This is a genomic window from Sphingobium yanoikuyae (genome assembly GCF_013001025.1).
In the GTDB taxonomy this organism is placed as follows: Bacteria; Pseudomonadota; Alphaproteobacteria; order Sphingomonadales; family Sphingomonadaceae; genus Sphingobium; species Sphingobium yanoikuyae_A.
The window spans coordinates 1,464,185-1,479,437 of sequence record NZ_CP053021.1 but is presented as its reverse complement, the minus strand read 5'-3'; the positions used below and the strand labels follow the sequence as shown (position 1 = coordinate 1,479,437).

The 15,253-nt window shown below is 65.4% G+C and carries 11 protein-coding genes; 4 read left to right on the top strand and 7 right to left on the bottom strand.

From position 1 onward, the window contains the following. Nucleotides 1-8: 8 nt before the first annotated feature. Nucleotides 9-1,898: a gamma-glutamyltransferase family protein gene (locus HH800_RS07530; protein WP_169860689.1), complete on the bottom strand. Its 1,890-nt coding sequence runs from the start codon at nt 1,896-1,898 to the stop codon at nt 9-11. Nucleotides 1,899-2,020: 122 nt separating this feature from the next. Further along, a complete protein-coding gene (locus HH800_RS07525) occupies nt 2,021-2,230 on the bottom strand; it encodes a hypothetical protein (protein ID WP_169860688.1) in 210 nt (69 codons plus the stop codon). 197 nt (nt 2,231-2,427) lie between these two features. On the opposite strand from HH800_RS07525, the gene HH800_RS07520 reads away from it, so the two are divergent. Beyond that, nucleotides 2,428-5,487 (top strand): TonB-dependent receptor domain-containing protein, encoded by a 3,060-nt coding sequence (locus HH800_RS07520; protein ID WP_235682114.1) that lies wholly within the window; start codon nt 2,428-2,430, stop codon nt 5,485-5,487. Nucleotides 5,488-5,567: 80 nt separating this feature from the next. Then, nucleotides 5,568-7,433, top strand: a complete 1,866-nt coding sequence (locus HH800_RS07515; protein WP_169860686.1) for a gamma-glutamyltransferase family protein — start codon at nt 5,568-5,570, stop codon at nt 7,431-7,433. Nucleotides 7,434-7,485: 52 nt separating this feature from the next. On the opposite strand, the gene HH800_RS07510 is transcribed toward HH800_RS07515, so the two are convergent. The 4 genes from HH800_RS07510 to HH800_RS07495 form a co-directional block, all read right to left on the bottom strand. Then, entirely contained in the window at nt 7,486-8,931 is a 1,446-nt protein-coding gene (locus HH800_RS07510; protein WP_169860685.1) for an amino acid permease, read from the bottom strand. Nucleotides 8,932-8,982: 51 nt separating this feature from the next. Continuing rightward, nucleotides 8,983-9,633 carry a GntR family transcriptional regulator gene (locus tag HH800_RS07505; protein WP_048936520.1) on the bottom strand — a complete coding sequence of 217 codons (651 nt, stop codon included), beginning with the start codon at nt 9,631-9,633 and terminating at the stop codon, nt 8,983-8,985. Nucleotides 9,634-9,718: 85 nt separating this feature from the next. Then, nucleotides 9,719-10,726: a 4-hydroxyproline epimerase gene (locus tag HH800_RS07500; protein WP_169860684.1), complete on the bottom strand. Its 1,008-nt coding sequence runs from the start codon at nt 10,724-10,726 to the stop codon at nt 9,719-9,721. Next, nucleotides 10,726-11,625, bottom strand: a complete 900-nt coding sequence (locus HH800_RS07495) for a dihydrodipicolinate synthase family protein (RefSeq protein WP_202600244.1) — start codon at nt 11,623-11,625, stop codon at nt 10,726-10,728. The genes HH800_RS07500 and HH800_RS07495 overlap by 1 nt, the downstream gene beginning before the upstream one ends. A gap of 84 nt (nt 11,626-11,709) precedes the next feature. Between HH800_RS07495 and HH800_RS07490 the strand changes: the two genes are divergently transcribed. Beyond that, entirely contained in the window at nt 11,710-12,960 is a 1,251-nt protein-coding gene (locus tag HH800_RS07490) for an NAD(P)/FAD-dependent oxidoreductase (RefSeq protein WP_169860683.1), read from the top strand. A 3-nt stretch (nt 12,961-12,963) separates the two neighbouring features. Further along, a complete protein-coding gene (locus HH800_RS07485; protein WP_169860682.1) occupies nt 12,964-14,166 on the top strand; it encodes a M24 family metallopeptidase in 1,203 nt (400 codons plus the stop codon). Nucleotides 14,167-14,181: 15 nt separating this feature from the next. Here the strand turns inward: HH800_RS07485 and HH800_RS07480 are convergent, their stop codons facing one another. Beyond that, nucleotides 14,182-15,198 (bottom strand): Ldh family oxidoreductase, encoded by a 1,017-nt coding sequence (locus tag HH800_RS07480; RefSeq protein ID WP_169860681.1) that lies wholly within the window; start codon nt 15,196-15,198, stop codon nt 14,182-14,184. Between the last annotated feature and the right edge of the window lie 55 nt (nt 15,199-15,253).

Here is a 15,253-nt window from a genome sequence, read left to right as displayed (position 1 = left end):
CGATCCCCTTACCAACCAAATATATAGCGTTCGCGGCGCACATCCGCGCCACCGCGCAGCGTGCCGCTGCCCGGCACCACGCCGGCCGCGACGATGCCGGTCGACACCGCGAACGGCCCCAGCACGTCCAGCTTGTGACCGCGCGCGGTCAGATCGTCGCGCACCGCCTCCGGCACGCGATCCTCGATTTCCAGTACGCCCGGCTCATCCTTCTTGATGCCGAAGGAGCCGTGGAAATGATTGGAATTGATCCGCGGCGCCTCGATCGCGGCCTGGAGCGGCTGGTTAAAGGCCAGCACCCGCAGCAGCACATTCATGATCTGCTGATCCTGATTGTCGCCGCCCGGCGTGCCGATAGCCAGATAGGGCTGGCCGTCCTTGAGCACCATCGAAGGCGACAGGGTCGTGCGCGGCCGCTTGCCCGGCACCAGGACATTGGGGCTTTCCGGATCAAGGTCGAACACGGTCAGGCGGTTGCTCATCGGCACGCCGGTATCGCCTGCAATATAGGCGCCGCCCAGCATCCAGCCGGAACTGGGCGTGCAGGAAAAGAGGTTGCCGTCCTTGTCCACCACTTCGATCGCGGTCGTGTCGGCGGTCGGCTTGGGCGGGGCTTTCAGCATATGCGGCGTGAATTGCGGCGTGGTCCGCGCCCTGCCCTCGAACGCCCAGGGATTGCCGAAGCGATGCTCCAGCGAGGCGCGCGGGCCGATCTGCCTGGCCCGCTGCGCCGCATAGTCCTTCGACAACAGCCCCTTCATCGGCACTGTGGCGAAATCGGGGTCGCCAAAATACATGTTGCGATCGTCGAAGGCGAGCTTGATCGCCTCGGCAACGGTGTGGAGATAGGGCGCGGAGCCCGGCTCCATCGTCGCGATCCCGGCCGCCTCCGCAATGTTGAGCGCCATCAGCATGGCCGGCCCCTGGCTCCAGAACCCCGCCTTGCAGACCTGATAGCCAAAGACGCTGGTCATCGCCGGCGCCTCGACCTTGCCCTTGTATTTGGCCAGATCCTCATAGCGCATCAGGCCGCCGTCCCGCTCCATCGCGGCGCCGATGCGGCGGGCGATGTTGCCCTTGTAGAAGGCATCGCGCCCGGCCTGGATCGCGGCCTTGCGATCGCCGCTCTTCTTGAACGCTGCGGCATCCGCGTCGGCGATGATCCGCATCGTGCGGGCGAGGTTGGGCTGGCGGAAAATCTCCCCGGTTTTGGGCAATTGGCCACCGGGATAATAGGCGTCGTAGGCGTCCTTATATTTGGACGTCGCCTTCTGCTGGCTGACGAACACTTCGGCCAGGAAATTATACATGACAAAGCCGTCGGCCAGCTCGATGGCGGGCTGCATCACTTCATGCAGGCCCATCGTGCCATTGAGCTGGAGCGCGAGCGCCATCGCATCGACCATCGCCGGCACGGTGCCGCCATTGGGGCCATTGCCCGGAATGACGCCGGCATCGGCGAACTTGTCGGGCGTGGCCAGCCCCGGCGCGACGCCCTGGCCGCTGATCAGCGACACCTTCTTCGTCTTGCCGTCATAGATGATGGTCGGCGCTTCGCCGCCAAAGCCGAAATGCGAAATCTCGGTCACGGCCGCGGCGAAGACCGCCGCGACGCCCGCGTCGGTCGCATTGCCACCGGCCAGCAGGATTCGCGTCCCTGCCGCCACGGCATAATGACGTCCTGCCGCGACGATGCCGAACTGACCGACGATTTCCGGCCGCAGCGTTTCGCCTGCGCTAACCAATCTGGTTGGCTCTATCGCCGCCTTGCCGGGCTTTGGCGGTGCATTGCCCGCCTGGGCGGAGGCTGGCCCGGCACCCGCGACCAAGGCCGCACCGGCCATGGCCGACGCCGCAAACTCCCGCCGGGTCACCCCCTGCTTTGCGTTATCGCTCATCGATGGAATCCCCTGTTTTCGGCCTGTCCGGCATCACCCGAGGGAAGGCGTTTGCCGGCCGATACGCGCAACAACGAGCCAACCCGATTTTTCCGCTATACGCCGGTAAATCCGATTTTATTTCAAAAATATTTCGAAACATATGGCGGAAATTTCATGCCCATCAGTTCTAGCGCAATGAACGCGCACAATGGTGGGTGTTGTGCCCGGAAAAAGCCTTGCCGTCGTGAGGGCGACAGCAGCAACGATTTCCCACGCAAGGGATGATGCCGGAACTCCAGTTTTTCGGGAGGGCCTGCAAATGCACTATCTGAACGGTCATCAATAAACATGGGTCGCTGCACGCGTCGTGCGGCGCCGACATTTGCCGACCTCCCCAATCTCTGAACCGGAAAGGCACCTTTGCCTAACGGCGCGAAGCTTCAGGCTTCATCACAGGGGAACAATAATGACGAAAGAAAGAGGAAAGACGCTTTTCGCCTTAACCACCGCCCTAACCAGTGCCAGTCTCTGGGCGTTGACGGCCGGCATGGCCCAGGCCCAGTCCAGCACAGAAGCCGTCCCGCAGGCCGGTGAACCGGCCGCTGCGGAAATCGTCGTCATCGGTTCCCAGATCAAGGGCGCCAATACCGCCGGCGCGCTGCCGGTCAGCCTGGTCGGCGAAGAGCAGATCGAGGCCGTGGCCGCCGTTTCGGGCGCCGACCTCTATCGCTCCATCCCGCAACTGGGCGGCGTCACCTTCAACGAACAGGTGTTGGGCGGCGGCAACGCCAATGCCGCGCGCGGCGACGTATCGACCGTTTCGCTGCGCGGCCTGGGCCAGGGCAACACGCTGCTGCTGATCAACGGCCGTCGCACCGTGTTGCATCCGACATCGCAGGCGATCACCGGCGTCGTCGATTCCGGCGTCCCGACCTTCGGCTACAACGCCAACACCATTCCCGTCGGCAATATCGAGCGCGTCGAAGTGCTGCGCGATGGCGCGGCGGCGCTCTATGGCTCTGACGCGGTCGCCGGCGTCGTCAACAATGTGCTCCAGTCCGATTACAAGGGCGCCAAGTTCGACGTCCAATATGGCGGCGCGGAAGGCACCAATCTGCGCGAATTTGCCGCCAATGGCCTGGTCGGCTTCGACTTCAACGAAGGCCGCGGCAATATCTCGATCTTCGGCGGCTATGCCCAGAAATCGAAACTCTATCTCAGCGACCAGGATTATACCGCCAGCGTCGATCGGCGCGGCTATGTCGCTGGCACCTCCTTCGCCAATGTCGCGGCCTGGAACGGCACCAGCACCAGCACGCCCTGGGGCACCTTCCGCGTCGTCCGTCCCGGCGGCGGCGCCAATTTCCTCAACCAGACGCTCACCAGCAACGGCACTGCCTTCACCAACAGCTCGGGCCAGTTCCACATCCAGCCCAGCGCCAATGCCGGTTGCCGCATCGCTTCGGGCACACCCGACACCTGCTATGATGACGGCAATGGCGCGACGGAAATGTCGGGCGCGGATTCCAACCTGCGCTTCAATTCGCCGGCAACCTTCGACGACCTGACCGCCCAGCCCTCGGTCAAGCGCATCAACATCTTCTCCTACATCAACTATGAACTGTCGGACGCTCTGTCCTTCTTCGGCGAGGTCGGCTTCTATCGCGGCAAGACCAGTTCGACGATCGGCGCGCCCGGCTCGCTCGCCAACATCCCAATCACCGTAGCGGCCAATGCCTATTGGAACCCGCTCGGCCCGGTCGGATCGCCCAACCGCCTGCCCGGCCTCGATCTTTCGGTGGTCCCGGCCGAGGGCCTGCCGGTGCAGATCACCTCGCTCAGTTATGTCGACGTGGGATCGCGCAAGGTCGACGTGACCAATTACCAATATCGTTTCCTGGGCGGCCTGCGCGGCAGCATCGGCGATTTCGACTGGGAATCGGCCGGCCTCTACACCTGGGCCACGGCCAAGGACACGCAGGAGAATTTCTCCAACACGCTGCTGCAACAGGCGATCAACAAGACCACGCCCGACGCCTACAACCCGTTCAACGGCGGCTGCGTCGACACGCCCTCGATCGGCGACTGCACGCCCAACAGCCAGTCCACGATCGACAGCTTCATGATCGAGGCGACCCGCAAGACCCGCACCTCGCTGGCCCTGTGGGACTTCAAGGTGTCGAACGCCAATCTGCTGGGCCTGTGGGCCGACAACAGCATCGGCGTCGCGGCCGGCATCGAATGGCGACGCGAGACCTATCATGACAATCGCTCCACCTATCAGGGCGGCATTGCCGGGGTCGACACCACCTATACCGACGCGGTGACCGGCGTCTTCTATGGCTCCGACCTTGGCGGTGCCAGCCCCAGCCCGGACGTGCGCGGCAAGCGCAACGTGAAGTCCGCCTATGCCGAACTCGCCATCCCGATCTTCAGCCCGGAAATGGAAATCCCCATGTTCCGTCGCCTGAATTTCCAGGTCGCGGGCCGTTACGAGGATTATAGCGACGTTGGTTCGGTGGCGAAGCCCAAGATTGCGGGATCGTGGGAATTGCTGGAGGGCATGATGCTGCGCGGTTCCTGGTCGCAGGGCTTCCGTGCGCCGAACCTGGAGGTCATCAACACCTCCACGCTCGATCGCGTCAATGGCGGCTTCGACTATGTGCTGTGCGACGCCGATGTCCGATCCGGGCGCGCGACCAACTTCTCCAGCGCGGTCTGCAACGTGTCGGTGCTGCGTCGCAGCGGCGGCAACCCGAACCTGAAGCCCGAAGAATCGACCAGCTGGAGCTTCGGCGCCGTGCTGTCGCCGAAACTGGGCGATGGCCTGGGCAAGGTCACCTTCACCGTCGACCGCTGGAAGATCCAGCAGAAGAATGTCGTGGGCCTGCTCGACTATCAGAATGCGCTCAACCTCGACTATCTGCTGCGCACCCAGGGCAGCAGCAACCCTAACGTCATCCGCCGCGATCCCACGGCGGACGATATCGCCCGCGTTGCCGGCACCGGCCTCGCGCCGGTCGGCGAACTGCTCTACGTCGTCGCCAATTTCCAGAATCTGCTGCCGGTCACCGTTCAGGGCATCGACTTCAATCTGGACTATTTCCTGCCCACGACGTCGGTCGGCACCTTCTCGCTGAACGTGAATGCCTCGCGCCTGATCAGCTATTATGTCGACGCCCCGGCGGGCGTGCAGCAGGTGATCGCAGGGCAGGCCGCTGGCGAGATCAATGCCGGCGTGCCGATCCAGGGCGGCGGCGACGTGATCGGCCGCGATGGCCAGCCGCGCTGGCGGCTTTCGGCAACCTTCGACTGGTCGCTCGGCCCGTGGAAGATCGGCGCCTTCACCCAATATATCGACAGCGTCTATGAAAATGGCGTGCGCGATGCGTCCGCCAATCCCTGGACGGTGAAGGGCCAGACGACGGTCAATCTCTATGGCCAATATACGTTCAAGAATGACGGCCCATTGAACGGCACCACCGTTCAGATCGGCGCGCGCAACATCTTCGACAAGGATCCGCCGCTCTCGTCCGCCGGCTATCTGTCGAACCTCTACCAGCCGCAGGCGCGCTACTGGTATACCAGCCTGAAGAAGGTCTTCTAAAGGCTTGCAAGACATGGGCACGGCGCGATGCTGCCGTGCCCATTTTCTCCTTTTCCTTTCCCCTGCAAGGTCGCTCCGCCATGTCCGATACGCCCCCGTCCTTCCTGGATCGCCGCGAAATGCTGGCCGCCGGCCTTGCCGGCATGGCGCTATCCACCCTGCCCGGCCGCGCCATGGCCCAATCGGGCGCACGCGCGCCCGACGCACCCCGCACCGGCAGCGCCAGCGTCGCCGCGCACCGGGTCGAAGTGCCCATGCCGCATGGCGGCGTGACCGCCGGCCATCCACTGGCCGCCATGGCCGGCACCCGCATGCTGATGCAGGGCGGCACCGCCGCCGACGCCGTGGTCGCGGCGATGGCGGTCATGAACGTGGTCGAACCCTGGGCATCCAGCGCCGGCGGCAACGGCTTTGCCACCTGCCTCGATCGCAAGACAGGCAAGGTCCAGTCATTGGCCTTCACCGGCGGCGCGCCGCGTCTGCTCGATCCCGATGGCGATCCCAAGGCGCTGGACCATGGCCCCAAGGCATTGACCGTGCCGGGCGCCTTTGGCGGCTGGATCGCGCTGGCCCGCCGGTTCGGCAAATTGCCGCTCTCAACCCTGCTTGAACCGGCGATCGGCTATGCCCGCGACGGCCATCCGCTCGACGCCTCCATCGCGATGTTCATCACGCGCGCGCAGAAGACATTGGCGCTCTATCCGACCAGCGCGGCGATCTTCCTGCCCGGTGGCCAGCCCCCGGCGCCCCGTTCCATCTTCCGCAATCCCGATCTGGCCCGCAGCTTTCAGGCCCTTGCCGATGCGGAAAGCCAGGCGCTCAAGGGCGGCGCCGATCGGGATCGCGCGCTGCAGGCGGCGCATGACTATTTCTACACCGGCCCGATCGCGCAGGAATTTGCCCGCTTCTCGAAGGAGACCGGCGGCTGGCTGCGGCTCGATGACCTCAAGGCCTATCAGCCGCGCTGGGACGATCCGGTGACGACCAATTATCGCGGGCTGGATGTCTATTGCAGCCCGCTCACCTCGCGCACGGGACTCGAATTATGCGAACAGCTCAATCTGATCGAGGGGCTCGACCTCGCCGCGCTGCCCGCCGACGATCCCCTCTTCACCCATTATCTGATCGAGGCGATCAAGGTCGCGAAGGCCGATGTCTATAAATATGCTGCCGATCCCAAATTCGCGCAGACGCCGGTCGAGGGACTGCTGTCCAAGCGCTTCGCCGCCGAGCGACGCAAGCTGATCGATGCCGCCCGTGCGGGCCTCTATCCCGATGGCGGCAATGCCGCCGCCTTCGAGCGGGCCGCGCTGGAACGGGCACGGCAGGATTTCGCGCATCAGGGCGACGATCATACGCGCGGCGGCGATACCACCAGCCTGTCGGCGGTCGATGCCGACGGCAATGCCATCGCGGTCACGACGACGGTCGGCGGCGGCTTCGGCACCTTCCTGGTGATGGGCAATACCGGCATATTGTTCAACAACGGCCTGCGCCTGGGGTCGTCCGCCCCCTATGCCGGCCATCCCAACAAGGTCGCACCGGGCAAGGTCGCCCTGCTCGGCAATGGCCCGACCATCGTCCTCGACAAGGGCCGGCTGAAACTGGTCTTCGGCTCACCCGGCGGCGAGACGATCGGCCAGACCCAGTTCCAGTTCCTGGTCAATGTCGTCGATCGCGGCCTGCCGATCCAGGCCGCGATCGAGGCGCCACGCTTCGCGCTCGACGCCGATCCCAATTTCTACAGGCCCGGCGCGGCGATCACCGTGCAGGCGGAACGGCGCTTCCCGGACGCCACGATCCAGCGCCTGACCGCGATGGGGCACAAGATCGAACTGGTCGGCCCCTACGCGATCGGCAGCGTACAGGGCATTTTGGCCGACCCATCGGGCGCCCGCATGGCCGGCGCCGATCCCCGCCGCATGGGCTATGCTGTGGGATATTGAACAAGCCGGCCAGTCGCGGCGACGCGGCTGACCGGCTCGGGTCAAGGCTGCACTATTCCGGCAAGCCTTCCTCGCTAGCCGCATAACCGGTCGTGCGCAGCAGGCTGCGGCCGCGGCTATAGGCGAAATAGAGCGCCAGGCCAGCCAGGTTCCACAGGCCGAAACGCAGCAGCGTCTTTTCCGGCAGGCTGATCAGCAGATAGATGCAGCCGACAATCGCCAGCGTGCCGACCAGATAGGGCTGCGGACAGCGGAACACGCGCTTCATCTCGGGCGCCTTGCGGCGCAGCGCCATCATGCAGCCGGCAACCGCGATGAAGGCGATCAGCGTGCCCGCATTGGCCAGTTCGGCGATCTCGTCGAGGCGGAAGAAGCCGGCCACCGCCGCGACGAAGAGGCCCGTGATCGCGGTGATGCGGGCGGGCGAGCCGGTCTTTTCCGACACCTTGCTGAGCGAACGCGGCAGCAGCCCGTCACGCGCCATGACGAAGAAGATGCGGCTCTGGCCATACATCATGACCAGGATGACGGAGGGCAGCGCCACCAGCGCAGCGCCCGCCACCAGCCAGGCGGCAACCGGATGCTCCAGCGTGCGCAGCACCAGCGCCAGTGGTTCGGACGAACCGGCCAGCGCCCGATAGTCGAGCGCGCCGATCGCCGCGACCGCGACCGCCATATAGATGAGGGTGCAGACCGCCATCGATCCGACGATGCCGATGGTCAGGTCACGGCCAGGATTCCGCGCTTCCTCGGCCGAGGTCGCCACCGCATCGAAACCGTAGAAGGCGAAGAAGACGATCGCCGCTGCCGCCATCACGCCGCGCGTCATGCCACCTTCCACATGGCTGACGAAGCCATAGGGCATGAAGGGCTGGAGATGGTCGGACTGGAAGGCAGGCAGCGCCAGTGCGACGAAGGCGGCGAGCGCGGTCAGCTTGATGACGACCAGAATGATGTTGAGCGTCGCACTTTCCCGCGTGCCCGCGATCAGCATGCCGGCGATCGCCAGCGCCACCAGCACGGCGGGCAGGTTGACGATGCCGCCGCCATGCGGCCCGGCCAGCAGCATCGGCGGCAGGCTGATCCCCGCCTGCTGGATCCAGCCGACCAGATAGCCCGACCAGCCGACCGCCACCGTGCTGCACGCCAGCGAATATTCCAGGATCAGGCTCCAGCCCACGACCCAGGCCAGCGTCTCCCCCAGCACCGAATAGGTGTAGGTATAGGCGCTGCCTGCGGTCGGGATCAGCGTGGCCAGTTCGGCATAGGCCAGCGCCGCGCAGGCGCACACGGCCCCTGCAATGGCGAAGGCCAGGATCACCGCCGGCCCCGCCCGGTCGGCCCCCACGCCGGTCAGCGTATAGATGCCGGTGCCAACAATCGCCCCGACCCCCAGCGCGATCAGATGCGGCCAGGACAATGTCTTGCGCAATTGCTGATGCTGCGCGTGATGACTGGCGCCGATCGGCTTGATCGGTCCCCAAAATCCAGTGCTCAACCGAAATTTCCTTCCCTGTTCTTATGGACGTTCCGGTTGCTCGGTTATGGCTCAGTCGTCGGCGTCGAGCTGAACCATGAGATCGTCCATGGTTTTGCGGATATGTGCGACCGTGAGTTCGCGGATCAGTTGGCCGTCGCGGGCGAGCCAGGCATCGAGCATCTCACGATGTTCGTCATTGGCGCGTTCGTCGCGGCCAAGCGGCTCCAGATGCTTGCGGACATAGCGTTCCGACAGGATATGGAGCCGTTCGAGAATATTGACCGACAGCGGCTGGCTGCTGGGACGCAGCAACGCCATGTGGAAGGCGCGGTTGAACGCCCCCACCCCGTCGCCACCTTCGTCGGTGACCTGATAGAGGGTGGCCAGCGTGTTGATCGCCGCCTGATGCTCCGCCTCGTCCGCCCGTTCGGCGGCCAACGCCATCACATCGGGCTCCAGCTTCAGGCGCAGCGCATAGACTTCGTCTGCCTCCACCCGATTGAGGCTGCGCACGAAGAAACCGCGATTGGCCTGCGACTTGAGCAGCCCTTCCTGCTCCAGTCGAGCCAGTGCCTCGCGCAGCGGAATCTTGCTGATCCCCAGTTCGGCGGCCAGCGCGTCCTGGCGGATCGGCCCGTCGGGCGGCACCCGGCCGGACAGGATACGCTCACGGACAAGATCGACCAGCTGGTCGGACAGGTTTCGGATGACTAGGCTCATGCAGCGAACATAGCACAGAGCGGACGGCGGAATACAACTTCGTATATGATGGACGATCCCGTCCATCCGCTCTGCGCCTTCGATTTCATACGACCGTGAAGCCGGCCCAGAAGGGGTCTTCGCGATCAACCCAGATAGTGTTGAAGCCGGTGGCAATTGCCGATCCCTCGATCGAGGGAATGATCGCCTTCTGGTCGCCGATCATCGTCTCGGCCTCGACCCGGCCGATGAAGCGACTACAGATATAGCTTTCATGCACGAACCGGTCGCCGACCTTCAGCTTGCCCTTGGCCGCCAGATGCGCCAGCCGCGCCGACGTGCCGGTGCCGCAGGGGCTGCGGTCGATCGCCCGCTCGCCATAGAAGACGGCGTTGCGGCCATCGGCCCCCTCGCCCTTGGGCTTGTCGGCCCACAGGACATGGCTCACCCCCTTGATGCTGGGTTCGAGCGGATGGACCGGCTGATATTGTTCGCGCACCAGTTCGCGGATCGTGCGGCTGAGTTCCACGATGCGCGATGCGCCGAGATCGTCGAGGCCGGTATAGGCGCCCTGCGGTTCGACGATCGCGTAGTAATTGCCGCCATAGGAGACATCGACGCTGAGCGGGCCGAAGCCCGGCACGTCGATTGCGATGCCCTCCGCCGCCAGATAGGCGGGGACGTTGCGGATCTTGACCGATGTCACGCGCTTGCCGTCGCTCGTATAATCGATGTCGATGATGCCGGCTGGCACTTCGACCCGCAGCCTGCCCGGCGTCGCCGGCTGGATCAGGCCATTTTCCAGGCCGAACGTCACCATGCCGATCGTGCCATGGCCGCACATCGGCAGGCAACCGCTGGTCTCGATGAAGAGGATGCCGATGTCGGTATCATCGCGCGTCGGCGGATAGAGGAAGCCGCCCGACATCATGTCATGGCCGCGCGGCTCGAAGCAGAGACTGGTGCGGATCCAGTCGAAGCGGTCGAGAAAGTCCAGGCGGCGTTCCGCCATGGACTTTCCCTTGAGCAGCGGCGCGCCGCCCGCGACCAGACGGACGGGATTGCCCGCCGTATGGCCGTCTATGCAGAAGAAGGTGTGGCGCACCGCGGACATCAGGCCGCCGTCAGGCTGGGCTGGGTGGCAGCGCACTGCTCGACCCAGCGGATGACGTCGGCGCGGCGCTGGCCTTCCAGCGGCATGCGCGGCAGGCGGACATGCTCGGTGCCGCGTCCCATGATGCTTTCGGCCAGCTTGATCGACTGGACCAGATCATGATCGGCATCGAGGTGCAGCAGCGGCATGAACCAGCGATAGATGCGCAGGGCTTCTTCCAGATCGCCCCGGTTGATCGCCGCGACCAGCGCCACGGATTCGCGCGGGAAGGCGCTGGTGAGGCCGGAAATCCAGCCATGCGCGCCCAGCAACAGGCCCTCGAACGCGACATCGTCCAGGCCCGCCATCAGGATATAGCGGTCGCCGAAGGCGTTGATCAGGTCGGTGAAGCGACGCGGATCGGGCGCGCTTTCCTTGACCGCGACGATGTTGGGCGTGTCGGCGAGGCGGGTGAGCGCGTCGATGCCGATATTCACCCGATAGGCCGGCGGGTTATTGTAGAGCATGATCGGCAGCGACGTCGCCTTGGCCACCGTTTCGAAATGGGTGCAAAGCTCACCCACGGTTGGCACATAGACCATGGCGGGCAGCAGCATCAGCCCATCGACGCCCAGCTTTTCGGCGTCCTGCGCGAAGGTTACCGCGCGGCGAGTGGTGAATTCGGACACGCCGACCAGGATCGGCACGCGGCCATCCACGACCTCGACCGCCGCCTGGACGACAGCGCGCTTTTCTTCGGCTTCCAGCGAGTTGTTCTCACCGCAGGTGCCAGCGATGATGAGGCCGTCGACGCCATCCTTAACCAGCGCATCCAGGACAGCCTGGGTTGCGGGGATATCAACGTCCAGATCAGGGGTGAACTGGGTGGTGGCGGCAGGGTAGACACCACGCCACGTCAATTTTGAGGAATTCACATAAGCCTCCGTTGAAACTAAGGATCGTATACGGTATCTAATCGTCATCGCCAAGTGAAAAGAAGTCAATTGACCCAACACGCAATCATCATCGGCGGCGGCATCGTCGGAATATCCTGCGCTATCCGATTGCAGGAAAAGGGAATTTCAACGCTGCTGATCGAACGGGAAAACCCGCTGCGCGGCGCATCCTGGGGCAATGCCGGCCATGTCGCGGTGGAGCAGATCGACCCGCTCGCGTCGATGGCGACGGTATGCAGCTTTCCCCGGCGACTGTTCTGGCGCGGGGGCGCGCTCGGCCTGCCCTGGCGCGACATCGGCCGCTGGCTACCCTTCTCACTGCGCCTGTTGAATGCCGCGCGCCCATCGCGCTTTGCGGCAGGACGCGCCGCGTTAAAGGCAATGTTGAAAGAAGCAATACCGGCCTGGCAGCGGATCGACGCGTTGTGCGCGGGCCAGAGCCGCCTGATCGAGGATGGGCATTTCATCGCCTGGGAAAGCGAGGCAAGCGCGCTGGCCGGGCGCCGCGCCTGGATGGCCGCCGATTGCGGCACGGCGCGATTCCGCGACGCGACGGCGCGTGAGCTTGCCCTGCTCGAAGCTCTGTTCCCCCATCCGATCATCGGCGCGATTCGCTGCGAGGGAAGTGGCCGCATTGCCGACCCGACCCGGCTGGCCCAGGATCTGAGGGATGCGCTGCTGGCGGCAGGCGGGCGGATCGAACAGGTGGAGGTTAGCGCGCTTCCCACCCATGGGGGACAGGCACAGGTTCAACTGGCCGACGGCCGGACGCTGGACGCGGACCATATCATCGTCGCGACCGGCGCAGCATCGGACGCGCTGCTGCGCCCGATGGGCCACAAGGTGCCGATCATCGCCGAACGCGGCTATCATCTGCAGACGCCAACCGCGCCCGAAGGCTGGCCGATGGATATGCCGCCGGTGGTGTTCGAGGATCGATCGATGATCGTCACCCGGTTCGAGAGTGGGCTCCGCGCGGCGAGCTTCGTCGAATTTTCCAGCCTCTCTTCCCCGCCCGACCCGCGCAAATGGCAGCGGCTGCGCGCCCACGCCGCCGCGCTGGGCCTGCCGATCGAGGCGGATGCCAGGCCCTGGATCGGCGCCCGCCCGACCCTGCCCGACTATCTGCCCGCGATCGGCCGGAGTGACCGGGCAGACAACCTGCTCTATGCGTTCGGCCACCAGCATCTGGGGCTGACATTGGGACCGCTGACCGGAGAAATCATCGCCGCGCTAGCCACCGGCGCACCGCCGCCGGTCGATGCCACGCCCTTTTCGCTCCGCCGCTTTGAAGGATAGAGTATGACACAACAGATTGGCGGCTCCGACGCCGCCACCGAACTGGCCGGACTTCAGCCCTGGCCCGATCGCGCGCCGGCCATCACGGCGTCCGAATATCAGGCACGCATCGCCAAGGCCCGCGCCTTGATGGCGCAGGAAGGGCTCGACGCGCTGCTGATCGACGCCGGAACCAGCCTTGCCTATTTCGCTGGCGTTCCTTGGGGAGCGAGCGAGCGACTGGTGGCGATGCTGCTGCCGCTCAACGGCGATCCGATCCTGATCTGCCCGCGCTTCGAGCGCGGATCGCTGGAAGCAGACCTCAAGATCGACGCCGGCGACCTGCGCCTGTGGGAAGAGGATGAAAGCCCGTCCGCCCTGGTCGCCGATGCGCTCAAGACGCTGGGCGTCGCCCGGCTGGGGATCGACCCGGCCATGGCCTTCCTGTTCGTCGAGCGCATTCGCGCTGCCGCGCCGGACGTGACGCTGGTTGCCGCCTCGGCCGTGATCGACGGTTGCCGCAGCCGCAAGTCGGCCGCCGAACTGGCGCTGATGCAGCAGGCCAAGTCGATGACGCTGGAGGTGCATCGCCGCGCCGCCCGCATCCTGCGCCCCGGCATCACCGCGACCGAGGTGCGTCACTTCATCGAGGCCGCGCACAGGGCGCTCGGCGCATCGGGCAGCAGCTTCTGCATCGTCCAGTTCGGCCGATCGACTGCCTATCCCCACGGCCTGCCGGGCGAGAGCGTGCTGGCCGAAGGCGACATGGTGCTGATCGATACCGGCTGCACCATCGGCGGCTATCATAGCGACATCACCCGATCCTATGTCTATGGCGAGGCGGATGCCGAGCAACGGCGCATCTGGGCGCTGGAGAAGGAAGCGCAGCAGGCCGCATTCGATGCAGTCAAGCCCGGCATCCCCTGTGGCGCGATCGACGCGGCGGCGCGGCGCGTGCTGGAGGCGGCGGGCCTTGGCCCCGACTATCGCCTGCCCGGCCTGCCCCATCGCACCGGCCATGGCATCGGCCTGTCGATCCATGAGGCACCCTATCTGGTGCGCGGCGACATGACCCCGCTGGAACCGGGCATGTGCTTTTCCAACGAACCGATGATCGTCGTGCCGGATCGCTTCGGCGTGCGGCTGGAGGATCATTTTTACGTGACCGAAACCGGGGCCGCCTGGTTCACCCCGCCCTCGGTCGCGATCGACCAGCCGTTCGCCTGAAATCGCTGGCGGCGCTCAGCTGAGCGCCGCCAGTTCCTCATAGAGCGCGCGGGGAATGCGACAGCCCTGATCGGGGGTGCGACGACGCGCCGCGAAGCGCCGCTGCGATGGCAGGCGCGCGCCTTGGCCGGTAATGCCGTCGAACAGCGCCTCGGCCCGCTGCATATGCTCGGCGGCCGCCGCGCCCAGGAAGCCGGCGGGATCGATGGCGATGATGAGTTCGCCGCCATAGGGCGATGCCTTGGCGCCATCGTCATGCGCCAGCGATTCCGCACTGGTCATATCGCCGATCAGCGGCCCGGCAATCAGTTCGACCATCGCCGACAGGGCCGATCCCTTGTGCCCGCCAAAGGTCAGCAGCGCTCCGGCCAGGCCCGCTTCCGCGTCGGTGGTCGGATGGCCCTGGGCATCGATCGTCCAGCCTTCCGGGATCGGCTTGCCGGCACGGCGATGCAGTTCGATCTCGCCGCGCGCGACCGCGCTGGTGGCGAAATCGAAGACAAAGGGATCGCCGCCGGGGCGCGGCCAGCCAAAGGCGATCGGGTTGGTACCGAACAGCGGCGAGGTGCCGCCGGCCGGCGCGACCCAGGCATGGCTGGGGGTACAGGCGAAGGCGACCAGCCCCTGATCGGTCAGCGCCTCGATCTCCGGCCAGAGCGCGGCGAAATGGACGCAGCGATTGATGCCCATGGCGGCGATGCCCATCGTCCGCGCCTTTTCCACCAGCAAAGGCAATCCCGTAGCGAAAGCCAGTTGGGCGAAACCGCCGGCCGCATCCACGCGCAGCAGCGCGGGCGTGACGTGATCAACCACTGGCACTGCGTCCGGCACGACCTTGCCGCTGTTCAGCGTATGAACGCAGTTGAGCAGACGATAGACGCCATGCGACGCGCATTCGTCGCGCTCGCCAGCAATGATCGTCGCGGCAACCGGGCCGACATGCGCCCCCGCCAGACCATGGCGGCGCAGCACGGCATGGGCCAGATCCGCGACCTGCTGCAGCGTCAGCGTGACGCTTTCGTCAACGCTCATCCCTTTATTGCCCATGCCGCGGCGTTGAAGATAGACATGCATCCTCCGTCTTGAT

Excerpts from the sequence above, each read along its gene's own strand:
- HH800_RS07530 (WP_169860689.1), bottom strand. The coding sequence starts at position 1,898 with ATGAGCGATAACGCAAAGCAGGGGGTGACCCGGCGGGAGTTTGCGGCG.
- HH800_RS07525 (WP_169860688.1), bottom strand. The coding sequence starts at position 2,230 with ATGTTTATTGATGACCGTTCAGATAGTGCATTTGCAGGCCCTCCCGAA.
- HH800_RS07520 (WP_235682114.1), top strand. The coding sequence starts at position 2,428 with ATGGCCCAGGCCCAGTCCAGCACAGAAGCCGTCCCGCAGGCCGGTGAA.
- HH800_RS07515 (WP_169860686.1), top strand. The coding sequence starts at position 5,568 with ATGTCCGATACGCCCCCGTCCTTCCTGGATCGCCGCGAAATGCTGGCC.
- HH800_RS07505 (WP_048936520.1), bottom strand. The coding sequence starts at position 9,633 with ATGAGCCTAGTCATCCGAAACCTGTCCGACCAGCTGGTCGATCTTGTC.
- HH800_RS07500 (WP_169860684.1), bottom strand. The coding sequence starts at position 10,726 with ATGTCCGCGGTGCGCCACACCTTCTTCTGCATAGACGGCCATACGGCG.
- HH800_RS07485 (WP_169860682.1), top strand. The coding sequence starts at position 12,964 with ATGACACAACAGATTGGCGGCTCCGACGCCGCCACCGAACTGGCCGGA.
- HH800_RS07480 (WP_169860681.1), bottom strand. The coding sequence starts at position 15,198 with ATGAGCGTTGACGAAAGCGTCACGCTGACGCTGCAGCAGGTCGCGGAT.